Origin of the sequence: Streptomyces nanshensis (assembly GCF_001751255.1) — a bacterium.
GTDB classification, from domain to species: Bacteria; Actinomycetota; Actinomycetes; order Streptomycetales; family Streptomycetaceae; genus Streptomyces; species Streptomyces nanshensis_A.
The window spans coordinates 22355-46858 of sequence record NZ_LJGW01000107.1; the positions used below are offsets into that span (position 1 = coordinate 22355).

At 68.4% G+C, this 24504-nt stretch carries 33 protein-coding genes; 5 read left to right on the top strand and 28 right to left on the bottom strand.

What is annotated here, in order from left to right:
• Positions 1–472: 472 nt before the first annotated feature.
• From AN218_RS05640 to AN218_RS34190, 22 genes are all read right to left on the bottom strand, one after another.
• Positions 473–2557, bottom strand: coding sequence for a tetratricopeptide repeat protein (locus tag AN218_RS05640; protein WP_070015505.1), 2085 nt, complete (start codon positions 2555–2557; stop codon positions 473–475).
• Between the two features lie 94 nt (positions 2558–2651).
• The gene (locus AN218_RS35995; protein WP_141747482.1) at positions 2652–2849 is read right to left on the bottom strand and encodes a hypothetical protein; all 198 of its coding nucleotides are present in this window, start codon (positions 2847–2849) and stop codon (positions 2652–2654) included.
• Positions 2850–2937: 88 nt separating this feature from the next.
• Positions 2938–3165, bottom strand: a complete 228-nt coding sequence (locus AN218_RS34175; protein ID WP_079131847.1) for a helix-turn-helix domain-containing protein — start codon at positions 3163–3165, stop codon at positions 2938–2940.
• A gap of 39 nt (positions 3166–3204) precedes the next feature.
• Positions 3205–4056 (bottom strand): zinc-dependent metalloprotease, encoded by an 852-nt coding sequence (locus AN218_RS35235; protein ID WP_070015506.1) that lies wholly within the window; start codon positions 4054–4056, stop codon positions 3205–3207.
• A gap of 11 nt (positions 4057–4067) precedes the next feature.
• Complete coding sequence (locus tag AN218_RS36430) at positions 4068–5336, bottom strand: hypothetical protein (RefSeq protein WP_171908611.1); 1269 nt, start codon at positions 5334–5336, stop codon at positions 4068–4070.
• Between the two features lie 96 nt (positions 5337–5432).
• A complete protein-coding gene (locus tag AN218_RS05655) occupies positions 5433–5633 on the bottom strand; it encodes a hypothetical protein (RefSeq protein ID WP_070015508.1) in 201 nt (66 codons plus the stop codon).
• Positions 5630–6583 carry a CPBP family intramembrane glutamic endopeptidase gene (locus AN218_RS05660; protein WP_141747483.1) on the bottom strand — a complete coding sequence of 318 codons (954 nt, stop codon included), beginning with the start codon at positions 6581–6583 and terminating at the stop codon, positions 5630–5632. The genes AN218_RS05655 and AN218_RS05660 overlap by 4 nt, the downstream gene beginning before the upstream one ends.
• A gap of 185 nt (positions 6584–6768) precedes the next feature.
• Positions 6769–7863, bottom strand: a complete 1095-nt coding sequence (locus AN218_RS05665) for a hypothetical protein (protein WP_141747484.1) — start codon at positions 7861–7863, stop codon at positions 6769–6771.
• 424 nt (positions 7864–8287) lie between these two features.
• Positions 8288–8887: a hypothetical protein gene (locus tag AN218_RS36000; RefSeq protein ID WP_141747485.1), complete on the bottom strand. Its 600-nt coding sequence runs from the start codon at positions 8885–8887 to the stop codon at positions 8288–8290.
• A 149-nt stretch (positions 8888–9036) separates the two neighbouring features.
• Positions 9037–9354, bottom strand: a complete 318-nt coding sequence (locus AN218_RS05670) for a hypothetical protein (protein WP_141747486.1) — start codon at positions 9352–9354, stop codon at positions 9037–9039.
• Between the two features lie 65 nt (positions 9355–9419).
• A complete protein-coding gene (locus AN218_RS05675) occupies positions 9420–10124 on the bottom strand; it encodes a hypothetical protein (protein ID WP_070015512.1) in 705 nt (234 codons plus the stop codon).
• Complete coding sequence (locus tag AN218_RS34185) at positions 10121–10309, bottom strand: DUF5999 family protein (RefSeq protein ID WP_079131848.1); 189 nt, start codon at positions 10307–10309, stop codon at positions 10121–10123. The genes AN218_RS05675 and AN218_RS34185 overlap by 4 nt, the downstream gene beginning before the upstream one ends.
• A 23-nt stretch (positions 10310–10332) precedes the next feature.
• Positions 10333–11010 (bottom strand): helix-turn-helix transcriptional regulator, encoded by a 678-nt coding sequence (locus AN218_RS05680; protein WP_070015513.1) that lies wholly within the window; start codon positions 11008–11010, stop codon positions 10333–10335.
• Complete coding sequence (locus AN218_RS05685) at positions 11007–12260, bottom strand: acyl-CoA dehydrogenase family protein (protein ID WP_070015514.1); 1254 nt, start codon at positions 12258–12260, stop codon at positions 11007–11009. Before AN218_RS05685 ends, AN218_RS05680 begins: the two co-directional genes overlap by 4 nt.
• 18 nt (positions 12261–12278) lie before the next feature.
• Positions 12279–12839: a GAF domain-containing protein gene (locus AN218_RS05690; protein WP_070015515.1), complete on the bottom strand. Its 561-nt coding sequence runs from the start codon at positions 12837–12839 to the stop codon at positions 12279–12281.
• A 2-nt stretch (positions 12840–12841) separates the two neighbouring features.
• Positions 12842–13474 carry a GTP-binding protein gene (locus AN218_RS05695; RefSeq protein WP_070015516.1) on the bottom strand — a complete coding sequence of 211 codons (633 nt, stop codon included), beginning with the start codon at positions 13472–13474 and terminating at the stop codon, positions 12842–12844.
• Positions 13425–13826 carry a DUF742 domain-containing protein gene (locus tag AN218_RS05700; RefSeq protein WP_070015517.1) on the bottom strand — a complete coding sequence of 134 codons (402 nt, stop codon included), beginning with the start codon at positions 13824–13826 and terminating at the stop codon, positions 13425–13427. The genes AN218_RS05695 and AN218_RS05700 overlap by 50 nt, the downstream gene beginning before the upstream one ends.
• Complete coding sequence (locus tag AN218_RS05705; RefSeq protein ID WP_171908612.1) at positions 13804–14274, bottom strand: roadblock/LC7 domain-containing protein; 471 nt, start codon at positions 14272–14274, stop codon at positions 13804–13806. The genes AN218_RS05700 and AN218_RS05705 overlap by 23 nt, the downstream gene beginning before the upstream one ends.
• A gap of 4 nt (positions 14275–14278) precedes the next feature.
• Positions 14279–16012 (bottom strand): sensor histidine kinase, encoded by a 1734-nt coding sequence (locus AN218_RS05710; protein WP_070015519.1) that lies wholly within the window; start codon positions 16010–16012, stop codon positions 14279–14281.
• A 149-nt stretch (positions 16013–16161) separates the two neighbouring features.
• Positions 16162–16743, bottom strand: a complete 582-nt coding sequence (locus AN218_RS05715) for a hypothetical protein (RefSeq protein WP_070015520.1) — start codon at positions 16741–16743, stop codon at positions 16162–16164.
• A gap of 150 nt (positions 16744–16893) precedes the next feature.
• A complete protein-coding gene (locus tag AN218_RS05720) occupies positions 16894–17238 on the bottom strand; it encodes a hypothetical protein (RefSeq protein ID WP_070015521.1) in 345 nt (114 codons plus the stop codon).
• Positions 17235–17705 carry an ATP-binding protein gene (locus tag AN218_RS34190; RefSeq protein WP_079131849.1) on the bottom strand — a complete coding sequence of 157 codons (471 nt, stop codon included), beginning with the start codon at positions 17703–17705 and terminating at the stop codon, positions 17235–17237. The genes AN218_RS05720 and AN218_RS34190 overlap by 4 nt, the downstream gene beginning before the upstream one ends.
• A gap of 161 nt (positions 17706–17866) precedes the next feature.
• Between AN218_RS34190 and AN218_RS05730 the strand changes: the two genes are divergently transcribed.
• The 4 genes from AN218_RS05730 to AN218_RS05740 are packed head-to-tail and all read left to right on the top strand — an operon-like array spanning position 17867 to position 20553.
• Positions 17867–19258 carry a helix-turn-helix domain-containing protein gene (locus AN218_RS05730; protein WP_070015522.1) on the top strand — a complete coding sequence of 464 codons (1392 nt, stop codon included), beginning with the start codon at positions 17867–17869 and terminating at the stop codon, positions 19256–19258.
• Positions 19255–20145 (top strand): phosphotransferase family protein, encoded by an 891-nt coding sequence (locus tag AN218_RS05735; protein ID WP_079131850.1) that lies wholly within the window; start codon positions 19255–19257, stop codon positions 20143–20145. The genes AN218_RS05730 and AN218_RS05735 overlap by 4 nt, the downstream gene beginning before the upstream one ends.
• 37 nt (positions 20146–20182) lie before the next feature.
• Positions 20183–20341: a hypothetical protein gene (locus AN218_RS34195; protein WP_171908609.1), complete on the top strand. Its 159-nt coding sequence runs from the start codon at positions 20183–20185 to the stop codon at positions 20339–20341.
• Positions 20342–20352: 11 nt separating this feature from the next.
• Positions 20353–20553: a DUF397 domain-containing protein gene (locus AN218_RS05740; protein WP_070015523.1), complete on the top strand. Its 201-nt coding sequence runs from the start codon at positions 20353–20355 to the stop codon at positions 20551–20553.
• Positions 20554–20711: 158 nt separating this feature from the next.
• Here the strand turns inward: AN218_RS05740 and AN218_RS05745 are convergent, their stop codons facing one another.
• From AN218_RS05745 to AN218_RS05765, 6 genes are all read right to left on the bottom strand, one after another.
• The gene (locus tag AN218_RS05745) at positions 20712–21044 is read right to left on the bottom strand and encodes a hypothetical protein (RefSeq protein ID WP_079131852.1); all 333 of its coding nucleotides are present in this window, start codon (positions 21042–21044) and stop codon (positions 20712–20714) included.
• A 133-nt stretch (positions 21045–21177) separates the two neighbouring features.
• Positions 21178–21918 carry a hypothetical protein gene (locus AN218_RS05750; RefSeq protein WP_070015525.1) on the bottom strand — a complete coding sequence of 247 codons (741 nt, stop codon included), beginning with the start codon at positions 21916–21918 and terminating at the stop codon, positions 21178–21180.
• Positions 21915–22970 carry a DnaB-like helicase N-terminal domain-containing protein gene (locus AN218_RS05755; RefSeq protein ID WP_070015526.1) on the bottom strand — a complete coding sequence of 352 codons (1056 nt, stop codon included), beginning with the start codon at positions 22968–22970 and terminating at the stop codon, positions 21915–21917. The genes AN218_RS05750 and AN218_RS05755 overlap by 4 nt, the downstream gene beginning before the upstream one ends.
• Entirely contained in the window at positions 22958–23251 is a 294-nt protein-coding gene (locus AN218_RS05760; RefSeq protein ID WP_070015527.1) for a hypothetical protein, read from the bottom strand. The genes AN218_RS05755 and AN218_RS05760 overlap by 13 nt, the downstream gene beginning before the upstream one ends.
• A 176-nt stretch (positions 23252–23427) precedes the next feature.
• Entirely contained in the window at positions 23428–23562 is a 135-nt protein-coding gene (locus tag AN218_RS38700; protein ID WP_275936956.1) for a hypothetical protein, read from the bottom strand.
• Positions 23559–23777 carry a hypothetical protein gene (locus tag AN218_RS05765; protein WP_070015528.1) on the bottom strand — a complete coding sequence of 73 codons (219 nt, stop codon included), beginning with the start codon at positions 23775–23777 and terminating at the stop codon, positions 23559–23561. Before AN218_RS05765 ends, AN218_RS38700 begins: the two co-directional genes overlap by 4 nt.
• Positions 23778–24068: 291 nt before the next feature.
• On the opposite strand from AN218_RS05765, the gene AN218_RS05770 reads away from it, so the two are divergent.
• A complete protein-coding gene (locus tag AN218_RS05770; RefSeq protein ID WP_070015529.1) occupies positions 24069–24359 on the top strand; it encodes a hypothetical protein in 291 nt (96 codons plus the stop codon).
• Positions 24360–24504 lie beyond the last annotated feature (145 nt).

Consider the following 24504-nt stretch of genomic DNA (forward strand, 5'->3'; position numbering starts at 1 on the left):
CCTCGGTCGGCTGTTGTCAGGTGGTATGCCGCCCCTCGACGTGGGCGGCGGGCGTACGGCCTGCCTCGTGTGCGCGAGGTGCTGGCGGACGGCGCGGGCCTTCGACTCGACGCCGTGGTCCTGGTCGGGTCCGGCGCTGCGTCCATCCCCGAGGGGATCAAGACGGCCCGCAGACGGCATAGAGCCGGGTCAAGACGGCCAGGTGGCGCGGAAAAGCCTAGATCGTCCCCCGCCGGGCGGGTGCGCGAACTGCCTGCCAGCGGGATCTTTCCTCCCCGATCTGGGTGTCGTCGGAGTACGGGGCGAGGTACTCGAGTTTTGACGGCGTGGGCTTTGCGGTCTCGGCGCGGGCCCGCGCCGATCGGTCTGAGTCGCATCAAGCGGCGAGGTCCCAGGGCTGGAGCCGGGGGGGGATCTGCCGTCGGAGGGAGTAGCAGCGTAACGACGGCGTCGTCTGCGAGTGCGAGGTCCGTCATTGTCGTCCGTCCTCCTCGGGCGTCAGGTCGGCGAGGCGGGCGCGGATGCTGTCGGCTTCGCTGGGTTCGGCGATCTCCTGGGCCCGCCGAAACAGCTCGATGGCTTCGTCGATGCGGTGTTGGGCGGCGGCGGCCTGCGCGAGCATGTCCAGTACGCGCGACTCCCAGGGCAGGGAGCCGACGGCGCGCATCTCCTCCCGTGCGGCGTGGAGCAGTTCCTCGGCCCGCTCGTACTGCCTCAGCGCGGTCCACGTGTGTCCCTGCATAGCGTCAGCTCGGGCGGCGTCGAACCGGTCGCCGGCGGCGCGGAGCCCGGCGGCGGCGAGGACGAACTCCGCGACGGCGCGCGGGAAGTGTCCGGTCGCGTACGCGCCTTCGCCGAGGAGGTGGCGGGAGAGCGCGACGCCGCGGGGGTAGTCGATCTCTTCGCGGATGCGGATGGTCTCGGTGAGAAAGCCGGCGGCGCGCTCGTGGTCGCCCATCTCGTGGTGGCATGCGGCGAGTTCGTACAGCGCCTGCGCTGTGCCGGCCCGGTCGCCCGCTTCCCGCGCGAGGCTGTACGCCTGGTCGGCCCATTCGATCGCCTCCTCGTAGTCCCGGAGGCCGCGGAGGGCGATGACGCCGGTGGTGAGCATCTCCCGTTGTCCGAGGTCGTCCCCGCAGCGGACCGCGGCGGCCAGACCCTGCTTGTGCAGGGCCAGCCACAATTCCAGGGGCCGATGGAGGCGCCAGAGCGGCCAGGCCGCATGGGGGAGCTGGTAGACGATCGTGTCGACGCCGTGCTCCTTCGCGGTCGTTACGGCCGCCGCGATGTGGTCCTGGTGGGCGACGAGCCACGCCTGCGCCGCCTCCTCGTCCTTGCGGAAGTTGGGCGACACCGGCCAGAAGGTGATGTCGCGGCGGACCTCCCGGTGGGCGGGGGTGAGGAGCCGTTCGGCCTGCGTCGTGGTGGCAAGGAGGTAATCCAGCCACCGCCGCAGGGCTCTGCTGCGGTCCTCCGGGCTCTCCTCGCGGAATGCGGCGGTCCGGGCGTGAGTGCGGACCTCGTCGTGCCAGCCGAAGACGCGGCCGCGACCGTCGTGCACGCCGCGGTTCTCCAGGAGACGGGCGCCGGCCAGGTCGGTCAGCGTCTGCGTGGAGAGGTACCGGGTGAGGCCCAGGGTGGCGCCGGCAGCATCAGCGTCGACGTCGGGGCCCGGGAGGAGGGAGAGCAGCCGGTAAGCGCGCGCGGTGGGCGCGTGCAGGGCATCGACAATCTCATCAAGCACGGACGGTCCTTCGGTGTGGTGTGCGGCCTCTGCCATGGGGAGGCCGGGGCGGGCTACGAGTTGGGCGGCCATCAGGCCGAGGTACAGCGGGAGGTGGCCGCAGCGGGAGGTCAACTGCCGTACGGCGGCGGGCTCTTCGGGGAGGCGGTCCTCGCCGACCAGGCGGCGCAGCAGGGCGCCGGCGGCGGCGGGGGTGAGCGGCGGGACGGGGTGGAGGCGGGCGCCGTCGCGGAGCAGGCCGGTGAGCTGGCGCCGGGAGGTGACGGCTACCAGGTGGCCGTCTCCGCCGGGGAGGAGCGCGCGGACCAGGTCCTCGTCGGTGGCGTCGTCGAGCAGCAGACCGGTAGGGCGGCTGGCGGTGAGGGAGCGCCATCGGCCGGTCAGCTCGTCGACGTCGGCGTCCCCGGCCGGAGGATGCCCGAGGTCGTGCAGGAGGCGGCGCAGCAGCGTCGGCAGCGCCGCGCCGCCCGCGGCGGTCCGTGCGCCGGCCAGGTGTACGTAGAGCTGCCCGCCGGGGGTCTCCTCGCGGTGGGCCAGGAGCCAGCGGACGGCCAGGGCGCTCTTGCCGGCGCCGCCGTCGCCGAAGAGCAACGCGAGGGTGCTGGCGTAGGGCGGCTGCTGGCGTACGCGGTCTGTGAGGTCGGCGAGTTCGTCCTCGCGGTCCACCCACGCCGACGTCAGGGGCGGCAGTTGGTGCGGGGGCACGGGTGCCGGAGGGGGGTGGACTATGTGCAGCGTGTGGATGTCGTGGGCCTGGACCACGGTACGGAATTGGGCGCCCTGGCCACCGTTGATGATGTTTTCCGTGCTCACGTGGCGGTCTCCAGGTCCTCACCAAGTTCGATCGGAGGTGGTCCCGTCCGGCGCCGGTCGTGCCGGACGGGACTACTGGGGTCAGCTCTTAGCCCTATTTGCCCTCGCGGCGCTGGAAACGCCGCGTGTACTGGGGGGTGTCTTTCTCCTCGGCGCTCATGTGGGAATGTTCGGGATGGGCCCGAATGTGACGGTCCACAATGGCTCCCTGCTGCTGGCTCGCCGGGCCTTCTTGCTTCCCCCGGCGAATGGAGCTCTTCGCGGCGCGGACGGTGTTCTTTTTGTTTGCCATGGCCCTTTTTCACCTGGATTCGTAATGGTGATGAACGTGTGCATATGAAGTGAGGGTGGGCCACGCTTCCGTTGTTCCGTCCGGGCAGTCATTGTTGTGTTTTCTTGCTTTTTCTGCCGCTGCGGGAGCGCAGCACCTTCGCCTCGGAGAGGATTTGGTGTATGAATCCGTAGGAGCGGCCGGTCTCTTCGCAGATCTTCCGGATATTCGACCCCTTCTTATAGCGTTTGACGACCTTCTCGGTGTATTCCTCCCGCTGCTTTCCTGTGAGTCGCTGGTGCGGCTTCAGGGAGGGGAATTCGGATTCAGATGACATCCCGTGATGCTGCCCTTTGCCTCTGGGTGCTGAGCGTGTTCAGTGGGTGCCGTCGACACGGGCCAGCCAGGCGCGCGGGTCGGCAATCTCCGCTGTGGTGGGGATCATGGAGACGTCTTGCCAGGCGCGGTTGAGTACGTCGCGCCCGGCGAGGTCGACCACGTCAGCGATCCAGCGTGCGCCGTCCCGGTATACCCCGAGATCTTTCCCAGGGAACTTTTCCGGGTTTTCCTGGTAGCGTCCGGCGGCGGCTTTCGCCGTGCTCCACCAGAATTCCGTCTGGCGCCCGGTGTCCTCGGACACCTCCCGTCCGAGGAGGCGCTTGGTGACCGCGAGATCCGTCCAGCGGGAATGCCCGGAGAGAAGATAGTCCGGCTGAATATCCTGGAGTCCAATCCGTTCTCGGTAGACGGAGTTCCGGGCACGGAACGCGGCGCCGTCGCCGGCGCGGTGCTGAGCAATGTGGGTCAGCTCACGCGCTGCAACCTTGGTCAGCTCGGGTTCCTCGAACCCGCAGTGGTGCAGCGCACTGGGCACCAGGAGGACTTGCGGCTCATCGCTTTCGTCCTCGTGAGTGGATCCCATGACCAGCGCCCACATGAGAGGCAGCTCACTGCTCTCGCTGATCGCCTCGATCTCCAGCGTTTGAATTTCCTCGTCGGTCAGATCGAATTCCTGGCCCAGTCGGGCATGGACGCGGTCGCGCCATTCGGTGCGGATGGTCACCCAGGCTGCCGGGGTGACGATGCGGATCACCGGCTTCTCTCCGACGGAAAGACCGGTGACGTCTTCCAGCACGGGAATGACCTGTGCGGCGATTTTCTCGACCTGCTCGGCGAGTTCGGCGTCGCGGTCGTCTTCGGTCTCCACCCGGACGTCGCAGTCGGACATTGGGCTGCTCCTTACCTCTCGTGTGGGGTGTGGTCTGTGCTCGGTGTGCGGATGCCGTCGGCTTCGCCGGGTTCGGCGGTCTTCAGGGCCCTCCGGTACAGCTCGGTGCCGGGCAGCCGCGGGCCCAACTCGTCGTCCAGGGCCCGCCGGTACAGCTCGATGGCGTCGTCGATGCGGTCTTGGGCGGCGGTGGCCGGCGGGGCGCCGGGGGCGTCCGCGGCGGCGTGCCGTTGGGACTTGGGCACGTAGAGGCGTTCGATGCCGCCGAAGGCGAAGATGACGGCGGCGATCGTCATGGCCTTGAGGACGAAGGGCAGGGGCGTTATGGCCAGCCCGACGACGTCGACGGCCAGGTGGCCGAGGATGAGCGGTGTGACGCGGCCGTATGTGCGGTAGAGCCAGGCGCGCAGGGCGGCGTTGATGCCCATCAAGAGGCCGGGCAGACCGAGGTAGAGGTGCATGCAGATGTCGGCCGCGGCGACGAGGGTGTAGATCTGCCATGCCGGGCGTCGGGCTGTCGTGAGTACGGCGGTGACACCGGTGATGAGGATGACGTCCTCCATCACGCCGGCGGACAGCAGCACTCCCGCGGCGAGGGGCAACGGGTCGCTCAGGCCGAGCAAGTCGGTTTGGGTCTGCCGGAGGACAGGGGCGTCCTGCCACAGGCCGAGCAGGAGGGTGAGGGCCGTCGCCCCGGCGCCGGTCAGTATGCACAGGCCCGCGGAGGTCTCGGCTATGGCCCATGCCTGCTGACGCTGTTCCCTCGCGTCCGGCGGGGCGACGCCGTAGGCGCGGAGGCCGACGCCGTGACGGCGGCAGACCTCCAGCACCAGCCAGGGGAGGCCGACGATGAGCGCGACCTGATCGAGCATCAGATGCTGCACGACGGCGCCGTAGGAGGTCACGCCGGCCATCGCCGCGGCGCCGACGATGAGGGCTGCTGCGAGGACCGGCCCGGCAGCCCGGCGGAAGAGGAGCAGGCTGTTGAGCCAGGCCCAGACGGCGATGGCGGGTATCGGCTGGAGGGCCGTGGCCACGGTCGCGGGAGCGTCGGCCGCCAGAGGCCCCCCGCACAGGCGGGCGAAGGTGAGGACGGATCCGGCGACCGAGGGGCAGAGGACCAGGAGCAGACCGGTGGCGTCCAGGAGCGCCCGCCCCGGCCCGAGGGGCGAGGGCGGAAAGCGGAAGTTGACGGGGCTGGTCCCGTTGCCCTTCAGCTTGGAGAGGTCCCCAGCGGCGTATTTCTTGATGCGGTAGGCAGCGTTATGGATGAATTTCATGATCACTTTCGGCCCCGGTTCGGCACTGGGGGTGCTGGGTGTGGACTGAGCGTGACGCGAGCGGATGCCCCGTCACGGCTGGGCAGCGGACGGGGATCAGACGGCGGGGCACGGGCCTGCCGTCAGGGCAATGGACGGGACGCCTTCGGTCGCCGGGTAACCGGGAGACGGCAGCTCGTGCAGCTCCGCGGGAGAATGGGCGATGTTGTAGAGGGCCGCCCCGACCAGGATGACCAGCAGCGGAAGGGCGATCACCGCCGCTGCGATGAGCAGGAACCGTTTCACCGCCCTGCTCATACGGCATCCGCGGTCTCGGCGGCCTGCGGGGCACGGTCGGCCGGCCGAGCGGTCCGGAAACGCGGGCGGGCCGGGTAGCGGACGGCGAGCACCAGCCACCCGACGAGCGCTATGACCAATGCCGTGAGCCACTGGTACGCCTTGAGCTCCAGCACGGGCGGCACGACGGTGATCAGGGGCGGTCCGCTCGTGACGTCGAACAGGAAATGGGCGGCGATCAGGGGCAGCACCTGCCCGTGCCGGTAGACCATGGCGGCGAACGCCAGACCGAGAACGAACGCCGCCACGGTGAGCGGCACCCCCGTGTACAGGTGGGGTATGGCGCGCATCAGGGCGCTGACGAGCAGGATCTCCCCGAGCGGACGGCGGGCGGCGGCCAGGAGCGCCACAACGGCCCCGGTGATGATGAACTCCTCGACGACGGAGGACCAGAAGATCCCCACCGTGAGGGACGCGGCGTCGGGCGTCCCGGCGGCCTCGGCCTGGCTGATGCCGGTCAACTGCGGGACGCCCAGCATCGATACGCCGAGGTTCCAGACCGGGACCAGCTCGATGACGCCCAGGGCCACGAAGCCGACGAGCGTCGCGGGCGCCGCGGAGAGCGGGGTGCGCGACGGGGTGCGCAGCCCGATGTCCCGCAGCCGGATACCCGCTGCGAGGAGTACACCGACGGTGAGCGTGACCACCACCGGGAGCTGTGCCGGCGGGCCGATCAGTTTCGACGGCCCGTCGCCGGTGAAGGTCCCGGCCGCATCGAGCCCGTAGACGCCCGCGCACACGAGGGCGCCGGCTATCCACGCTCCTCGGGGCCCGGGGAGGACGCGGCCGCGGGTGATCAGGACCAGGAGCCAGATCAGCGCGGCGCCGGTACCGGCGATACCCACGGCCTTACCGGCCGTCGTCAGCCACGCGGCAGGCTCCAAGCCGACCAGCGGCAAGAACTTGGCCACGTTCTTGACGGTGGGTCCGGCGGCCACACACCCCCACAGGGCGGCGACGAGGCCATACGCCCGCGCAGGGGAAAGGCGGTGTTCCGTGCCGTCCGGGGCCGGCACGGGGGGAGGAGATTTAGTCACAGGGGTCCCTTTCAAGGAATTAGCAAGAAATGCAGGAGGGGTATCGCGGGGCCGTTGTTTTACTGGCGGATTTTCCCGCCGGACAGTGGCACGGCATCGATACTGATTTCCAGGTCAGGCGAGTTCTGCCTGAGTTCTTCGCTTTCACTCACGTGCAGCCGTTCGATGGTTTTGAAGGCCACAACGAGAACGGCGCCCACGGCAAGCGTCGCCAGGAAGGACATGCCGCTGAGGGCGAACGCGAAAATGTCGCATATCAAATGCGACATGATCATGGGCGTGAGGCGTCCGTACCGGCGGAGGAGACCGGCGCGGAGGGCATCGGAGATGCCGAAGACCAGGCCGGGCAGCCCGAGGTAGAGGTGCAGGACGGCGGCGGCGAGACCCACGGTGGCGTAGACGACCCGCGCGGAGGCGGCCGCGGAGGTCAGGACGGCGGTGACGCCCGCGACCACGATCAGGTCCTCCACTACCCCGGCGCACAGCAGCAGGTTCAGGACCCCGCCAAGGGGCCGGTCGGGGCTGATCCCCAGCACGTCGATCTGAGGCGCCCGGAGCAGAGGCGCCCCGTCCCACCAGCTCAGCAGAACGGGCAAGGTGACCACGGCGAGGACTGCCGGCACGTACGCCTGGACGGACATCCAGCCCACCATCAATGCCTGCTGACGCTGGTCCCTCGCGTCCGGCGGAGCGAGGCCCAGGCACCGGGGACAGATGCCGTGGCGGCGGCAGACCTCCAGCACCAGCCACGTCAGGGTCGCGATCAGCGCCACGTACTGGAGGTAGGGGTGCTGTATCTGGCCCGCAGCCGGGGTGGACGCGTAGACGGCCGTCGCACCGACGGCGGCCGCCGCTGCCCGTGTCCGTCCCCGGGGCCTACGTCCGATGACCAGAATGCCCAGCCACAGGAATGCGCAGCCGGCGGATATCCACTCCAGGGTCAAGGGGAGCGTCCGAATACCGGCCCCTATACGTATCCCGCACAACTGCGCGAAGAGGGCCAGAGAGGTCACCATGTTCGGCACGATGAGGAGCAGGAGGCCGGCGGCGTCGAGATATGCCCACAGCGGCCCGGTGGGCGACCGGCTCATACGGGTGACGTGGGCGGGCTTGTCCATCAGCATCTCTACGGGGTAGCCGGTGACGGTCGACATGACCCGGATACGTAAGGGCGGGAGAATCATGAAAGGGGCTACGGGTTGTTTCATAGTGCGCGTTGCTCGTTTTCTGAGGAGACTGTCAGTTCTTGCGGCGTCCTTTCTGTTCTGTCATCTGCGAAACCACTGGCAGAGGTATCCCAGCCCGGGACAGAAGGGCGACAGCAGTAAGAAATACAGAGTGGTCGCCCAGGGGGACTCGTCATCCATCCTCGAATTCATCTTTTCAACTCCCTCCTTGGTCTTGCCGGTGTACTGCACTCGACACGGGGCTTTCCAGCCACCCCCAGCTAGCGGGGGTCTGATCCTGTCGGCCTTGGCATACGAGCCAGCGGATCAGCTTCTGGCGTGAATTTCCTCGTTTCCTGCGGCGAAAGAATGACAAACATTCCGCATGGGTGATGCCTACAAGCCCTGCACGTCACGGGGTTGGCCGGTGCCCTTCTCCTGCTTCTCCTCCAGGAACCTCCGACGCGTTCGAACGGTCCTTTTGAAAATTGCGTTTCGCCCATTCATCTCCTGCTCCTAGCACGAGAATGCAGAGGAGGAAGAACCCCAGTCCCAAGTGCAGGGACGGCCGGGGAATAAAAGCGGCGATGCACAGGCCGAAATCCGCAATTCCTAGGAGCCGCACGGAAGTTCTCAGATGGGCGCCGCCGTCCGTGGGGCGCCGCAGGAGACCGTCCAGGGTGAGGCAGATCGTCAGGCTGGCCAGAGCCCCGGCCATCCACCGCAGGATCGCCACATCGGGAGCGAGCCAACAGCGGGCGAGGGCTGCCAGCGCCAGGACGCCCGCACCGGCGCACCATCCACGGCGGCGGGGGCCGCCGAGAAAGCCAACGGCGCCTGCCGCGCTGCACGCCGCCCCTGCGGACATCACCGTGTGCAGGGCCACGATCTCCCGTGGCGTCCAGGCGGACGGCGCGGAGAGGTAGGCGACGAGAAGGCCGTACACACAGTGGCCGAGCGCCAGCAGCCGCAGCCACTGCCGCGGCTCCCTCCCCGTGGCGGCCCTGCGCACGGCCCCACCCAGGGTGCGGCCGGCTCCGCAGCGGCGAGGTTCCCGCGGCATCACTCGGCACTCCCCCCGGAGTGGTGATTCGTCTTCCATTCTCGAATTCACCTTTCCACCTCCTTCCTTGTTCTTGTCGATCGCATTTCGCTGGCTGCTCACATCTCCTCTACGGGGGTTGGGTCGAAGGGCAGTTCGGCCCGGCCGTCAGGGCGAAGACTGGCGATAATCCAGTGGAGGAACGCCCACTCCCGGTTTCCCTCCCAGCCGTAGAGGCACCCGCCGCGCTCCCGCGTGATGAGGATCGTGGTCGGATGGACCGACTCGGTCGTGCCGCGAGCGTCGACGTCGAGAGGGCCGACGACCCACCGACCGTCATCGGCCAGTTTGTAGGTGATGCGAAGGTGCTCCAGGCGGAAGCGGAGGCCATCACAGGAATTGGGTTCGGGAAGTACCGGACCGTCCGTCACCGTCACGGCCCGCGAGATTAGCTGCCGGTCTCCCCTGCTAATCAACTTCATAAATCCCTGCAAGCCCTTCCCTATCGGTGCGGTTTCGTTTCCAGTTCCCTGGCGAATTCTTCATCCAGGTTCACGACCGATACTTTTCTGAGGACCAGAATGAGCTGACTGGCCAGGTAGTAGGGCGCTGTCATGCCGTCAGGTACGCGCGCCTCCTCGCCATTCACCAGGCGGACCGGCCTGTGAGGAACCAGTTGGACTTTCTCCTTGTCCTCCGGGGGGTATTCCCTGCCGACGACACCCCACCGCAGGGTTTTCCTCGCACGCACGGCGGTATGGACCCGCAGTCCCTTCGTGCAGTGCCGTACGGAGGCACGAGCGCACGGGAGGCAGAGAGGAGGATGAATCGTCTCCACGCCCTCCAACTGCCCGATCTTGTGCCGTCCTGGAAGGAGGAAGAGAATTCCCTTTTCCGTCCGGCTCGGCGGCCCGGTACATACCTGGCAGAAAGGTCCTTCCATCGCCTCACGCTGCCGGTACGACGACACCTTCCGCCATTCCGGCTCGCCATCGCCGTAGCCGCCTACCGTCCGCACCCACAGTCGCCCCTGCGCGTCGCGCTCGCCGCGGTCCTCATCGCGGTAGCGAATCCGCTCACGTTTGAGGTCCAGGCCCAGGTCCACCCGTAGCTCGCGCTCACCGCTCCATTTGGTGATGTACGGGACCGGCCTGCCGTCCCGCTGGGCGGGGGTGAAAGGCTCGTCCGGGTCGATCAGTGCAGTCATGCGGCGGCCTGGGCGCGGTGCGGTGGAATGACGGCGCCGTCCGGCAGCAGAATTCCGGTGTCCTCGAACAGCAGGACTCCATTGCACAAGAATGACCATCCCTGTTCGGGGAAATGGGCCACCGGCCGCGCGGCTTCGCAGTCGGGGGCGTCACTGGCCGGACAGCGGGGTACGTGCCTGCACATCGGTGCTCCAGAATCGGCGTCGGTCATTGAGGGGTCTGCGCGCGGCGAGCGTTGTGAGCCGCTCGGATACTCGAATTGACTCTCGGGCAGTTCGGACACCAGAACGACTGGCCGTACTGGTCCGATTTCCATTTCTGCTCGCCGAGCTTCTGCCGAACGTCGAAGACAGAGAAACACTGGGAACTCTGGCAGTTTTCACAGGAGACGTTGATGTGTCCCTGAACGCTGTTGATCCGCTGCCGGTACAAGGCGACCGCGTGGGGGGCCGTCCGCGCAGAAAAGTCGAACATGAATTGCTTCGCGTGCGCCTGGACGGTGTTCAGTGATATGCGGAGTGTGTTCGCGGTCTGCTCGTAGGTGTATCCCAGGGCTTTCAATTCGAGGATTTCGCTATGCCGCAACAGAATTCGCTTGGTGATTCCGGTGGGGTGAGGAATCAGGGGAACGATTCCCTGCACACAGCACACGCCGACCAGTTCGGCATTGTTTCGACTGCGGGTTTTTATCCGCAGTAGCCGTGTGTCGTCCTTGATGGCGTCCGGACCCACCCCGAAGGTGCGGGCTATTTCAGGCCCCCGCTTTCCTCCGGCCAGCAGATGAATGACCTCGAAAGGGTTGCGTGGCGTCTGCCGCGCAGCCTGCTCGATCGCCTTCCGAAGGGCGTCGGTGCGGGTGGCGGTGCGGTCTGTGCTCGTGCTCACGATTCCGTTTCCTGCGTCGTGGCGGGATGGGGGTGTGCGCATCCCGCGGGGATGGTGGTGCGGGTGAGGTGGGCGAGGCGCTCGGACCAGGGGCGGTGTGCGGTGCCGAGGGCGTGCTCTGCCAGGCGGAACCGCTGGACGTCGCTGGTGCCGGCCGGAGCGAAGATGTGGAACGCGTCGCGCAGGAACCGCTCCATGGGGCGGTCGGTGAACAGCCCGGCCGCGGCGAAGATCTCCATGGCCTCGCGGGCGGAGTCGAGCGCGTATTCGACGTTGACGAGCTTGGCGTTCATCAACTCCGCGTCGCAGGGCTGCCCTTGGTCGAGCAGGTGCACGGCGTGGTAGGCGGTGAGCCGGGCCGTCATCAGCCTCGACTGCATCGCGCCAAGTTTCTGCTGGATGGTGGGCATGTCGCCCAACGGGGCGCCGTAGCGCTCCCGTTCGGCCACGAACCGGACGGTCTCCTCCACGCTCCCCTGATGAGCGCCGAGGGCGACGCCGGTGAGATTCGGGCGCCCGCACAGGAGGCTGGAGGAGTCGGCGACGTCGCGGCCGTCGCCGACCTCCCCGAGCACGTTCTCCGCCGGTATCAGGACCTTGTCGAAGATGATCTCGCCGAAGGAGAAGCCGTGAAGGCCCATCGCCCGCTGGTGGGGGACGAGAGAGACCCCTTCACGGTCGGCCTCGACGAGGAAGGCGGTCAGCGCGCGGGAGTCACGGGAGTCGCTGCGGCCTGTGCGGGCGACGACTCCGTGCAGATGGCCGACATGGGAATTGCCGACGTAGATTTTCCTGCCGGTGAGGACCCAATGCCGTCGGCGCGGTTTCGCCTCCATCGCCATGCCGAGGACGTGGCTGCCGCTGCCGGGCTCGGTGACGGCGATCGTCGGCAGGCACTTCCCCGCCGCGATCGGCGGGAGCCACCGCTTCTTCTGCTCGTCGGTGCCGAAGTGGATGATTTTGGCGACGCCGAGCTGTGACGCCTGGGCGATGGCGCCGGCCGCCGGGCTGACGCGGGACAGCTCCTCGATGATGAGCGTCTTCGCGAGATGACCGAGGCCCATCCCGCCGTAGACCGGGTCTATGGTGACCCCGATCCAGCCCTGCCGGGCGATCAGGTCCGGCAGGGCGTAGTCGACCTGGCCGCCGGCCTCCATCAGCGCGACCCGCGGCGCGACCTCCGCGGCCGCGAACGCGCGTACCCGCGCGCGCAGCTCCTTGTGCACGTCGGACAGGAACCAGTCAGACATCGTCCCCCGCCTCTCCTGCTAGCGCTCGTCCGCGCGGCGGGTGCGCCGCTGGATCGCCTGCATGGCCTCGTCGCGGAACCGCTTGATCAGCTCCAGCGCGGGCCTTCCGGTCTCGTTGGGGCGCTGCACGCGGTCGACGAAGCACACGGTGCCGAGCACGGTCTGCTGACCGTGGGCGGTGTGGATGAGTGGGGCGCCCGCGTAGCTGCGGATGCCGATCCGGTCGACGACGGGGTTGCCCGCAAACCTGGGGTAGCTCATGACGTCGGGGAGGACGAGCGCGTTGGCGCGCTCGACGACGTCGGGGCACCATCCGTGATCGGGGCGCATCGTCCGCTTGACGTTGGGCACATCGTCGGCGGTGAACAGTCCGATGAACGTCTGCTCCGCATGGAAGAGGTTGACCATGGCGTACGGTGCGCCAGCTTCGGTCGCGAGGGCGGCCGCGATCGTGTCGAACTCCGGATCAGCCTGAGCCGTGAGCCCGAGGTCCCGCAGTACGTGCTGACGGCGCCTCACCTGCTCGGCGTCGGCGGCGGGTTCGGGCAGGTGCATGCCGGCATCGGGGTCAAAGGGCATGATCAGGCTCCTAGCGTGGAGGGACGACGGTCCGGGGCGGTCTTCAGTGCGTGGTCGACGAGGGAGATCAGGACGCGGGCGGCGGAGATCTCCTGCCGGGCGTCGCACAGGAGGATGGGGACGTGCTCCGGCAGGTCCAGGGCCTCGCGGACTTCGTCCGTGGTGTAGTCGTAGCGGCGGTCCGCGAACTGGTTGACGGCCACGACGAACGGCGTCGCCCGCGCGGTGAAGTAGTCGACGGCGGTGAAACTGTCGGTGAGCCGGCGGGTGTCGGCGAGAATGACGGCACCGCTCGCGCCGTAGGCCAAGTCAGGCCAGGTGAAGAGGAATCTGTCCTGCCCGGGGGTGCCGAAGAGCTGGAGCCGCATGCACATCGGCTCCTCGAACGTGATGCGGCCGTAGTCCATGGACACCGTGGTGGTGGTCTTCCCCGGTGTGCCGTCCAGCCGGTCGACGCCCTCGCTGGCACGGGTGAGGATCTCCTCGGTCGCCAGCGGCTCGATCTCGGAGACCGACCCGATCAGCGTGGTTTTACCGGCCCCGAACCCACCCGCGACGACGATCTTGAGCGTCAGCGGAGTGGCACTACGCGGCTGAGGCCCCTGCGGCGTCGGGCCACTTGCGTCGGAGAGCAACAAGAACCTGCTCCAAGAAGTGTGTTTCGGGCGGGAGGGTGGCGAGATCGTCGAGGAGTTCGGCGTCGATCAGATCGCTGAGGAGGATCTTGGTGATCTGGGCCGGCAGACCCAGGTAGGCGGAGATCTCGGCGACGGAGCGGAAGCCGTCCCGGCACAGGGCCAGAGCTGCGTCGGCTTCCGGCACCATCCCGGCGGCAGCCGTGACGCCGGGTCTCGCCACGAGCTGGGTGTCCAGGTGCAGTGAGTGCGTGGGCTCCGTCCGGCCGCCCGTGACGGCGTACGGCCGGAGGGTGTGCGTCTCCTCGACAGCCCACGCCTCCGCTTCGTCAGGCGGTTGCTTGGGTGTCATCACTGCCTCGGCGGGTGGGGATGACCAGATGCTCGCCAAGCGCGCCCGCGAGCAGCGCCGCCTCGTGCCCTACCAGGCCCGCATCGGCCTCGCTGGTGGTCGCTACGCCCAGAAGGGTGCTCACGGTCTCGGGGTCCTCGCCCGCCGGCGCGGGCTGACCCGGAACGAGTCCGGCACCGGCGGACATGACAAACAGGACGTAGGCGTCGTGCTCGACGACGATCTGGCGCACAGCGCCCTGGCCGTGCGGGTCCAAGACCCTGGTGGCGCCACCGGCCAGTGAATACTGCCCGGACACGATCGCGGCCATCGTCTCGGCCTGCTCCTCGGTGAAGTGCGCGTTGGCTTGGAGGAGACCGTCAGGCGAGGTCAGCAGAGCGGCGACCGTCTCCGGGACCCTCGTCAAGAACCTTTCCAGCAGCCAGTCGATGCGCGTCTGTTCCGTCACGTCACTACTCGCTGTCATTGCGCTCTCCAACGTCGTCGCGGTGACCGGTCGCGGGCGTGGTCTCGTATGCGCCGCGGTCGTCACGGTTCTGATCGGCCGCCGTCTGGGCGGCCGCGGTCTGGCCCTGCTTGAAAGCCCCGAGGAGACCGCCGGTTGGCGGTCCGGCCGGTTGCCCCGGGCGGGCCGCGTACGTAGCGGCCGAAGTCGCCTCCTGCCGGCGGGGCAGCGGCGGCCGGCCGCCCGCGGCGGCGGGCTCACCGGCAGAGCCTTCCGCCCGTAGTACGGGGGCTGCCGCTGTCCGTCGCGGCAGGGGCGGCGGCACAGGCGTTCTGGAGGTGTCCTCACCGACGGCCTGGTGCTCGGGCTCGGCTTGCGCGTCCCTGGCCGACGGTCCAGGGAGCACGGTCGCGGGCGCTTGAGGCGGCAGAGGCTGCACCTGCACGTCGGGCAGCTTGACGAGCAGTACGGGCGGCAGCACCACGACGGCTTGGGTCCCGCCGTAGATGTTGCTCTGGATCTTGACGCGGATACCGTGCTTCTGCGCGAGCAGCGCCACGACGAACAGCCCGATCTGTCCGCCCGTGACCTGCGTGGGCAAGTCGACGTCGCTCGGCGCGTCCAGCATCTGGTTCAGCGCCGCGCGTTTTTCGTGGCTCATGGGCAGGGCCCGGTCCTCGATCTCGATGACGAGTCCGGCGGGGACCGTTTCGCCGCGGATCGTCGTCCGCGTGTCCGGAGGGCTGTACTGAGTGGCGTTGTCGATCAGCGCGGCCAGGAGGTGGGTCACCTCCGGAGCGGCGTACCCCGGCACAGCCAGCTCGGCGGCCTCACCGCTGAGCAAGGGCGACGAAACGCGGGGATAGTGCTCGACCTCGGAGGTCGCCTGCCGGATCACCTTTTGCAGATCCACCGGCGGCTTCACCTGCCGTGGGGTTTTCCCTCCGAGAATCGCGAGGCTCTCCACCGTCCGCCGCTGCTGCGTCACCAGATGATCCACTTCAAACAACTTGTGCAGCACGTCGGGGTCTTCCGTGTCCCGCTCCAGGGCCTCCAGCGTCGCCAGCGCCCTGGAGACCAGCGAGTGCAGGCGTTTGGCGAGGGCCGCGAACACCTCGCCGTAGTCGACCGCAGTCGATGCCGGCGACGGCGAGCGCTCGGACACGTCGGCCACAGCCAGGACAGCCTCGTAGCGCAGCCACTCGCCGAGCTGCGCGATGTCGGCGAACGGCTCCCCCGTCCTCGTCCATGCCCGCTGCTCGGGAACGTCCGGACGCTCCCCCACCAACGCCTTCTTCCGGGCCTCCGCGACGTGAATGCGGCCCTCCGCGAGGAGCGTGCCGATCCTGTTCAACCACCCGTCGATGCGATCCTCACGCTGCTGCACCTCGGCCACCCGCCGCCGGTACCCCGCCTCGGCCTGCTGGACAGCGGCGTCGGCCTGCTCGATCTCGGCCCACTTCTTCCGGAGCAGCGCGTGCCGCTGCCGCTCCTCGGCGATCTGTTGCCGCGAGACCTGCCCGAGGTGACGGTCGACCCCAGCGACGGCCATCGCGGCGACCGCCGCCGTCGCTGCCGTTACCCACCCGGGATGCATGCCGGCACCGGCATGCAGCGCCCACCCGGCCGCCGAAGCGCCCGCCGCCGCGAGCGCGGGTATCCCGACGAGAAGCCGCAGCCGACGCCGCAGCCCGGTCTCTGCCGCCGCGACGACGGCTCCGTTCTGGCCGCTGTCAGACATCCCGGCCCCCGGCAGACGCGTGGTTCGGCGGCGGTGCGTCCCCGTACGGGACGCCGGATATCGATGACAGCGCCGTCATCATCGGCCAGGGCGGGAGTTTCATGAGACCTCGGTAGTGACTGGGGTTGAGCAGAGGGGTCGGTTGCAGTTCAGGACGTCGGGCACCGGTCGAGCAGGGCCTCGTAGTCGGCGCACATGTCTGCCGGCGCGTACGTGCGGGCCGTGTCAAGGAGGCGACGGAAGTAGGGCATCAGGCGAGTGAAGGCCGGCCGCTCAGCCCAGAAGGCGCCCGGGTCGGCTGCTCGCTCCGCGAGGCCGACCACCCGCTGGAAAGCGACGATCTTGTCCGCGAGGGCAGCCGTAGCAAGCCAGGGCACATCCCGCAGCATCTGGAGGTGCTGCTGGATGTTCTCCTCGCTGGGTTCTGCCAGCACTTGGTGCTCGGCGTGCAGCTTGTCGATGAACGTCAGCACGTCGGGACCGCACGCACTGGTGACACGGCTCTCCACCTCTGCGCGCGGGGCGAAATCCGGGGCGTCGTGCAGGACCAGGCCGGCGACGGTGTAGTGCGGCGGGAACGAGGTATATCGCCCGAAGGTGTCGACTACCCTTACCGCCCGTTGGACGGCGCCCTCGTCCTCGATGACGTGGCCCTCGCACCACTCCTCAGCGAGGAGGAAGGCTGCCTCGACGATGGGATCCCGCCGGGCCTCGGCGAGGAACGCGGACATAGATCGTCACTCCTGATCGGTACGGAACACGGTGGCCACCGGGACCGGGGTTCACCGGCTGGATGCTGGGGTGGTCGGCCGACCGTCGAGTGGCCTGGACGGTCGGCCGACCACCTGGGGTCTCCTGCTGAGTAGGTCGGGGGCTCAGACTCAGCAGGAGTGGTTCGAAAGCAGTGCATGTGCCGGGGCGTGCGCGGATCTACGCGCCCGCTGTCGATCGCGGGCGTTGGTCTCGACCACATCGAGACGTCCTCGGGCCTCGCGCAGCGCCCTGTGGGCTTGATCGACCATGGAGCCGGCTTGTGTCATGTGCTCGGCGGGGTCCGGCGATCCCTGCCACGTGCCGTCAGGGGCGTGTTCGGCGAGCAGCTCGGTGAGAGTGGTAACCACACGGGTTATGGCGGTGGACATCTCCGAGACTCCGGCCGACGAGAAGTCGCCGCCGAGGAGCTGCTCAGGCGAACAGGCAGTCGGGGAAGGGGTCTTGTCCGTCACGCGGCGGCCTCGTTGTCTGTCGGGATGAAGACCCAGACGTCTTTGCCGAGCGTGGTCGTACCGGTGGATACCGCGCCGCAGAGGGCTTGTACGAGGGCCCAGCCCCGGCCGCTTTCATCGCTGTCTTTCGCAACACGCTCGATCGGTGGTCGAGGGTCGCGGTCGCTGACGATGGCCGAGATCCCGTCCTTAACCCGGGTCACCAGGAGACTCGTCGGGCGCATGCCGTTGTCATCCGGTTCGGCGTGCTTCAGCACATTCGTCACCAGCTCGTTGACGACGTACACCAATCGAGCGGCCGTGTCGTCGTCGACGCCCCATACTGGGCAGTGCGCTTCGAGGACGGCCCGCACAGTCCGCAGGTATTCCGGCGCCACGTTGAACACCATGTCGAGCGTTCCGCTACCGCACGAGGAGGCGGATCGCGTCGTGAGACCCACGTGGGGGGTATCGAGAAGTGCGCCCATGGTTGCCGTCCGTTCTCCGTAATCCCCTACAGCAGGGGGCGGTCGCGGTGTGTACTGGGGCTGTACCGGTCAGCAACCATTCAGGCAGAACACGTGATTCGCGTGCAGAGCCTGATGCCGAGGGTTCGATCCCTCGGCATCACGACTTCGGAGAACAGGCCATGCCGCAGCCAGAGAGGCAGCTCAACCCAGGGGAATCGCCCCGCGCCTGGTTCGGGGCGGAGCTTCGTCACCGCCGCAAGGAAGAGGGCCTGTCCGCCAGTGCGTTGGGGCGGTTAGTCCAGGTCAGCGGGGATGTGATTCTGGATCTCGAAAAGGCGCGCTACCCCTGGTGCAAGCTCGATCTGGCGCATCGTCTTGACGAAGTTCTCGACACGGGAGGGGTCTTCGGACGGGCATGGCCGATGGTCTTCAACCCTGCCGATGCCGAGGAATCTGGGCGTGATGCCGGGGAACGCCGCCGGGGCAAGCAAGTTGGAGCGAAGAGGGTCCGCTCAGGCCGCATCCTGGGCGGAGACGACTCGACCTCTCGCCCAGGGAGCGACCCCGTGCTTCGACGCAGTTTTCTCCACGTCAGCGGTGCCGCCGCGCTGACCCCCATAGAGGCGTTCGCACCGACGCAGTTGACGCTGCCGGACGCTATCGGCAGTCCCCACATCGAGCAGGTCAAGAAGATCGCGACCGACGTCAGCGCGTGGGACAACCGCTTCGGCGGCGGCGGGCTCGTCGCCGATGTCGCCGGCACGGCCATGGACTGGTCGCAAGGGCTTCTCCGCATCCCCTGCGCTGAGCACCTGCGCGCAGACCTCCTCTCCGCCGTCGCTCGACTCGGCATCGTCGTGGGCGCCAGCGCCTTCGATGCGTACGCGCACCAACAGGCCACCAATGCCTTCGTCTTCGCCGCCCACTGCGCGGAAGAGGCCGACGAATGGCACCTGCGGGCCAAGAGCTTCAGCTTCCTCGCACGACAGGCCATCTGGATCAGGCGCCCGGACGACGGGCTCACTTACGCGGAGAAGGGCCTCGTTCGCGCCGACCGCATCACCCCGACAGAGCGCGCGATGCTGCACACCGCTCGCGCCCGCGCCTTCGGCAAGCTGGGCCACGTCCGCGAGTGCATGGCCGCAGTCGGGCAGGCAGACGATGCCTTCGCCCAGGCCGCCCCGGAGAACGACCCGCCGTGGATGCGGTACTACGACGCTGCTCAACACGCGGGAGACACCGCCCACGCGCTGTTCGACCTCGCGGTCCTGGCCGGGCAAGACCCCGGACGTGCAGCCCGGCGCTTCGACACGGCGGTGAAGGGCCATGGCGACGCGTACCGTCGGTCCCGTGCCATCAGTCGTACGAAGTTCGCTTCTCTCCTCATGGCTAAGAGCGATCCCCGGCAGGCCGCCGCGGTCGGCCATGAGGCCCTCGACGAAGCCGGGACCCTGACCTCCCGCCGTGCGGCGGATGACCTGCGTCAACTGGCAGCGTTCTCCGCCAAGCACCCCACCATCCCCGAAGCCTCCGCCCTGCGGAAGCGCATCACCGCCACCGTATCCGCATGACATCCGTCCCCTCGCCAACCGCTGACCAGACTGTCGTCCAGGCGTGTTCGCTCGCGGGGCTGCACGCGGAGAAGCCCGAGCCCGTACGGCTCGCAGAGAACCAGATCTGGCGTCTCCCGCGGCAGCGCACGATCGTCCGCATCGCTCGTTCTGGGCAGAGCGCCGCGGCGCGCCGTGAGGTGTGTGTCGCGGCGTGGCTCGCCGAGCACGACGTGCCCGCCGTGCGCCTGGCTGACGTTCCCGGCCAGCCTGTGGAAGTGTCCGGCCGTCCGGTCACCTTCTGGATCGAGCTGCCGGCGCACCAGCACGGATCGGCCGCCGACGTCGCGCAGTTGCTCCGGCAGCTCCACGCGTTGCCCCGGCCGGACTTCGAACTCCCCCTCGTCGACCCCTTCGTCCGCGTCCCCGAAAGGCTCCAGGCCGCGACGACGCTGAGCACCGCCGACCGAACATGGCTCCGGAGTCTTCACCAGGATCTAGCCGAAGCATGGAACGCACAGCCCCTCACGGGGCGGCTGTGCGCCGTCCACGGGGACGCTTGGCCAGGCAACCTGGTCCGTACGGTCGACGGCCCGAAGATGCTGGACCTGGAGCGCTTCTCACTCGGTCCGCCGGAATGGGATCTCGTCTCGACGGCCGTCCGTCGATGGACTACCGGCGCTGTCACCGCAGCCGAGTACGACGAGTTCTGCTCCGCGTACGGCTCCGACGTCACCCGCTGGGACGGCTACGAACTCCTTGCCAGAGCACGGGAACTCCGGATGGTCACCTACGCCGCACAACACGCCGCAAGCAACCCCGAATGGGCACAACAGGCGCAGTTCCGCGTGGACTGCCTGCGTGGTCGCCACGGTCCCCGACCGTGGAACTGGTCGGGGATCATGTAGCACCGAAGAGCCACGGACCCCGGTGGTCCAAACGGACATGCCGAACACCATCAGCGTCACCGATTCCCGGCGCGAGGTCTCACGAGCCCTGCGCCGGTTCGACGCCATGCGCGAGAGCGCGCTGGCTCCGGCTGAAACAGCCACGTTCCTGCACCAACTCACTCAAGGACGGAAGACGCCATCACTACTCACCTGACGGCCCCCGACGTGGCCGAAGAAGCTTCCTGGCACAAATCGTCGTACAGCAACGACCAGGGCGGGTCATGCGTCGAGATCGCGAATCTCACCGACCAAGTCGGCGTGCGTGACTCCAAAGACAAGACAGGGCCGGCCCTGGTCGTCCCGGCGTCCACCTGGTCCGCGTTCATCGCTTACGTACAGGAACGACGCTTGGACGCGACGAACTAGCAGGCGCCCGACATGACAAGGCGGCCCCCTCCGAGGCGGTGAGGGGGCCGCCTTGTCATGTCGGGCGCCTGACCAAGCTGCCCATCCATACCCGGCAACGCGACGACGCGCAGATAGCATCGGCGCGAATGCGGCGCCCTCGCTCGTGCCCCCCTGTTCTACAGCTCGATCTCCTCGTCGCTGTGCGGTTGGTCCTCGGCTCCTGGCGCGGGTTCGAAGTGCCGTACGCGGATGGTGTGGTCGAGGCCGCGCTCGGCGAAGCCGCGCTCGCCGTCGCCGCGGTGCTCGCGTTCGGCTGTCTTGACCTCGCGCGGGTCGAGGGCGTTCGAGGTGAGGAGATGTCGGGCGTGGTCGGCCTGTAACTGGTACGTGGCGATGTCGCCGGGACCGATCTTTCGGCCGGTGGCTTCGGCGGTCTCCAGATGGGTGGCTGACTTGTCGAGCCCGGCGAGGACGGGCATCAGCTCGGCGGTCGCTCGCTTCTTGCCCACTTCCTGATCTCCCTCGTCAGCCCGCTTTCTTGATTGCTCGGTCACGTTCATTCCCTTCTTGTCGGTTTCACGTACTGGGTCCTCGACGCCCTGCGGGGGGGGCGTCGAGTCCCTTGGCTCGCCTGGTGGCGTATCAGGAGTTCTGCGCTTCTCGGCCTCCGGCGGGCAGTTCTTGCGGCGCGTTGTGCCCAGCGGCGCGGAGCAGGGCGGCGACGTTGAGTTCGTCTCCGGGCGCCAGGATGCGGGCAGTGCGGGCGTCGGAGGCGCGCGTGATCTGGTCGACGACGGCCTCTTCTCGGCGTGCGCGCCACTTCTCGACTTCGGCTTCGCCGCGCAGTTGAAGCGCGGTGTGAGCAAGGGACTGCTCGCCGCGGAGTCGCTGTGTTTCCAGCTCGCGTTCGTGGTGGAGCTGGGCCCGGCGCTCGGCGTGCCAGTGTGGTGCGCACAGCCCGTAGGCGCCGGCGATGGACAGAAGGCACAGCAGTACGGCCAGTGGCCAGCGTGGCGTGTACGCGGCGACTCCGGTCATAGCTGCGACTGCGGCAGCGGCGTAGGCAGCTCCGACGATGCCCCGGTCGCCGTTCGGCTGGGCGGCGGCGACGGTGCCGCCGGAGGCCGTCAGCGCCGTCAAGGCGCCCATGATCCACAGGGGTTCCGTCGAACCCTGGGGAAGCTGCTCGTGCCACAGGCGGGCCAGGCCGCACGCGGCGCTCGCGACAAGTCCGGGAGCGAGGCGTGCGGCGTTCTCCCGCAGCCATCCCGCCAGGCTGCGGGTGGGCGGCAGCGGCTGGGTGGCGCCGTAGTGCGGGGCGGTCACCTGTCGTGCGGTACCTGCCAGGTACATCGCGGGATCCGCGCGTTCCCAGTTGCTCATACGTCGATCTCCATCTCGTCGGCAGGGTCGGGGGCGTGCGGGGCTGGCTCCGGATCGGGGGCCGCGGGGTCCGCCTCGCGGGTGGCGTGGAGGCGGTCGCGGTCGGCGGCGACGGGCTGGAGAGCCGTCTCGCTATGCTCGATCAGGCCGGAGGGAGCCAGGGCGGGTATCCGGGAGAGGTTGCGGAGTTGGTGGCCAGCCGCGTCCATCCGGTCCAGTGCGGCGATGGCGAGGACCTGATCGCCGCTCCAGGCCGCGCTTGGCACGCTGGTGCGCTCCAGGGTCTGCAGGAGGTCCTCACGGATCCCGTCGCCGCGGCGTTGGGCTTCCCAGGCGACGGTGAGGGTGTCGATCGGTGCCTGCCGTTGGTCGAGGGCGTACATGGCTCCGTAGGCGGAGGCCAGTTGGGAATCGGAGAAGTCCTCGGGCCGGAGCTGCCGTAGGTCCCGGATCTGCTCGGGCCGGTCCAGCAGGGACGCCACGGTGTCCGCCTCGGCCTGAACGTCCGTACGGGCACGGGTTCTGCGTTCCGCGACCTCGGGCGTCTGGGCGGGGGTGTCCAGTAGGTTGCGGACCGTCTCGGGGGCCTGTTCCCAGGCCGTGGACAGATGGCGCAGACGCTGTTGGGCGTGCTCGGCGTCCGCGAGCGCGAGGTCGGCTTGATCCACCTCGGCGCTCTGGGCCTTCTGGCGGAGCTGCATCCCGGCTTCCTCAACGGTCCGGTGTGCGGCCGCGTCCAGCACCATCCCGCCGTAGAGGGCCGCGTTGCGGGGGTTGGGGCACGCGCTGACGAACTCCATCAGCCGGACCGGTCTGAGGCAGGCGCGGAGGCCCGCCTCCTCGATCTGGTCGACGGCTGCGCCGACGACCGTGGGGACGTCGGAGGTGGTCACGTCGGAGAAGTCGATAGCGTGCAGCGTGCGCCACAGCGCGGCGTGGTCGGGACGGCTGAACGCGCCCGGAGGTACCCATCGCATATGGGGCAGTGCTACGGGCCGGAGCAGCATCGCGCCGAAGAGCGCCTCTTCGGTCTTGCCGGTCAGGCGGCCCATGAGGTGTTCACCCCCGTGAGCGCGGCCACGGAGCGGGCGGTGCTGATCAGCACCAGCGCGGTGACCACGGCGGCAAGGACCAGGCCGTGACTCGTGACGCGCAGCACCGTGCCGAGTCGCAGTGCGGAGGTCGCGACTACGGCGCCGAGGACGGTGCCGTAGCCAATGAGGGCCAGGGTCAGCAGGGGGCCCCAGCCGGCGCCGGCCGTGGCTGCCAGGGCGGCGGCGGTCAGCGCTGCGGCCGACGCCGCGAGGGCTGTGCGGTGTTCGTGCGTGATCACGGAACCACCGCCTCGATCTGCTCAAGGTACGGGTAGGTGCCCGGCGTGGTGGCGCGCCGGTGCGGAAATGCAGGCACAGCAGCCTCCAGTCACGAGGGGGATGAGGGAGAACCGGGGTGTGGGCGGAGTCCGATGGCGCCTCCGCCCACACGGCGAGTCCCGGTCTGAGCCGGGAATCAGCCGAGGCCGCGGCGACGGTGGGGCTGCAACCGCCGCTGTTCCTCCGCTTTCCGGTAGTCCTCAAGGTCCTCGTCGGCGGAAGGGGATACGAAGCCGTTGGCGGCCGGGGTGGTGGCGGGAAGCTTCGTCATGCGGCACGCCCTGCGGCTTGGGCGCATACGGGGCAGTGCACGCTGATCAGACGGCCGTCGACGCGTACCTTGACCGTCTCGAAGCCGCGGCAATTGCCACACGGCTCGAACGCGGGGCCCTCCTTGCCGACGGCGACGAGCCGCGGTCCGGCGATGGGGGCCTCCATCGCCACCTGCAGGGGGTTGCTGGTACTGATGCTGTCAGACTTCTTCATGGAGATCCCTTCAGTCCAGGGGTGTCCCAGGGCCCGCAGGGCGCTCCAACGCCGGTGCGGGCTGAGAAGGGTCGGGCCTGCCAGCCCGGCCCTTCTCGCTTACGAAAGGAACCATAGTCCTCAAACCCTTGAAGTTCAAGCCTCTTGAACTTCAAGGGTTTTGCGGTACTGTCCTCTCGTACGCGACAACGAGAGGAGGGGGAGCGCGTGGGGAGCATCTGCCTCGATACACCTCGGCCCCCGAGTCATAAGGTCTTGGAGTCACAGACTCCAAGGTCCCTAGGGGGCGACATGGCGCTCACGCCAGAGCAGCGCAGAGAGCAGATGAACAAGCTGACCCCGAAGTGGGTGCCGCTATCGAACAGCGACCAGCTCGACTTGGAGGCGCTCGCGAAGGAGTTGATGGCGGCACGCGCCCACAAGGGAGAGCGGATCACGGCGAACACGCTCATCCGCATCGGCGTCAAGGCAGTGCTCAGACACCAGAGCGGGCTGGCCGGCGATACAGAAGCGGAGTTGCGCGAGAAATTTCTCGCGTACCTCTCCGGCGAGGACCAGCATCGAGACGGGACCCATGACTAAGGAGTCGTTCGTGCGTCAATCCCACGGTGTGGCAGTAGAGCTGCCGCACCCGCCGCCGCATCCGCCGGCGCCGGGCGGGCTCTACCTGTCTCGTACACACCGCGTTCTGCTCGCGGTGGTCGTCATCGGTGCCGTGACGATCGCC

What these genes read in the sequence shown, in the direction of transcription:
- AN218_RS35995 (WP_141747482.1), bottom strand. Translation starts at nt 2,849, where the DNA reads ATGGCAAACAAAAAGAACACCGTCCGCGCCGCGAAGAGCTCCATTCGC.
- AN218_RS34175 (WP_079131847.1), bottom strand. Translation starts at nt 3,165, where the DNA reads ATGTCATCTGAATCCGAATTCCCCTCCCTGAAGCCGCACCAGCGACTC.
- AN218_RS35235 (WP_070015506.1), bottom strand. Translation starts at nt 4,056, where the DNA reads ATGTCCGACTGCGACGTCCGGGTGGAGACCGAAGACGACCGCGACGCC.
- AN218_RS36430 (WP_171908611.1), bottom strand. Translation starts at nt 5,336, where the DNA reads ATGAAATTCATCCATAACGCTGCCTACCGCATCAAGAAATACGCCGCT.
- AN218_RS05655 (WP_070015508.1), bottom strand. Translation starts at nt 5,633, where the DNA reads ATGAGCAGGGCGGTGAAACGGTTCCTGCTCATCGCAGCGGCGGTGATC.
- AN218_RS05665 (WP_141747484.1), bottom strand. Translation starts at nt 7,863, where the DNA reads ATGTCGACCGTCACCGGCTACCCCGTAGAGATGCTGATGGACAAGCCC.
- AN218_RS05675 (WP_070015512.1), bottom strand. Translation starts at nt 10,124, where the DNA reads ATGACTGCACTGATCGACCCGGACGAGCCTTTCACCCCCGCCCAGCGG.
- AN218_RS34185 (WP_079131848.1), bottom strand. Translation starts at nt 10,309, where the DNA reads ATGTGCAGGCACGTACCCCGCTGTCCGGCCAGTGACGCCCCCGACTGC.
- AN218_RS05685 (WP_070015514.1), bottom strand. Translation starts at nt 12,260, where the DNA reads ATGTCTGACTGGTTCCTGTCCGACGTGCACAAGGAGCTGCGCGCGCGG.
- AN218_RS05690 (WP_070015515.1), bottom strand. Translation starts at nt 12,839, where the DNA reads ATGCCCTTTGACCCCGATGCCGGCATGCACCTGCCCGAACCCGCCGCC.
- AN218_RS05700 (WP_070015517.1), bottom strand. Translation starts at nt 13,826, where the DNA reads ATGACACCCAAGCAACCGCCTGACGAAGCGGAGGCGTGGGCTGTCGAG.
- AN218_RS05710 (WP_070015519.1), bottom strand. Translation starts at nt 16,012, where the DNA reads ATGTCTGACAGCGGCCAGAACGGAGCCGTCGTCGCGGCGGCAGAGACC.
- AN218_RS05715 (WP_070015520.1), bottom strand. Translation starts at nt 16,743, where the DNA reads ATGTCCGCGTTCCTCGCCGAGGCCCGGCGGGATCCCATCGTCGAGGCA.
- AN218_RS34190 (WP_079131849.1), bottom strand. Translation starts at nt 17,705, where the DNA reads ATGGGCGCACTTCTCGATACCCCCCACGTGGGTCTCACGACGCGATCC.
- AN218_RS05730 (WP_070015522.1), top strand. Translation starts at nt 17,867, where the DNA reads ATGCCGCAGCCAGAGAGGCAGCTCAACCCAGGGGAATCGCCCCGCGCC.
- AN218_RS05735 (WP_079131850.1), top strand. Translation starts at nt 19,255, where the DNA reads ATGACATCCGTCCCCTCGCCAACCGCTGACCAGACTGTCGTCCAGGCG.
- AN218_RS34195 (WP_171908609.1), top strand. Translation starts at nt 20,183, where the DNA reads ATGCCGAACACCATCAGCGTCACCGATTCCCGGCGCGAGGTCTCACGA.
- AN218_RS05750 (WP_070015525.1), bottom strand. Translation starts at nt 21,918, where the DNA reads ATGAGCAACTGGGAACGCGCGGATCCCGCGATGTACCTGGCAGGTACC.
- AN218_RS05755 (WP_070015526.1), bottom strand. Translation starts at nt 22,970, where the DNA reads ATGGGCCGCCTGACCGGCAAGACCGAAGAGGCGCTCTTCGGCGCGATG.
- AN218_RS38700 (WP_275936956.1), bottom strand. Translation starts at nt 23,562, where the DNA reads ATGACGAAGCTTCCCGCCACCACCCCGGCCGCCAACGGCTTCGTATCC.
- AN218_RS05765 (WP_070015528.1), bottom strand. Translation starts at nt 23,777, where the DNA reads ATGAAGAAGTCTGACAGCATCAGTACCAGCAACCCCCTGCAGGTGGCG.
- AN218_RS05770 (WP_070015529.1), top strand. Translation starts at nt 24,069, where the DNA reads ATGGCGCTCACGCCAGAGCAGCGCAGAGAGCAGATGAACAAGCTGACC.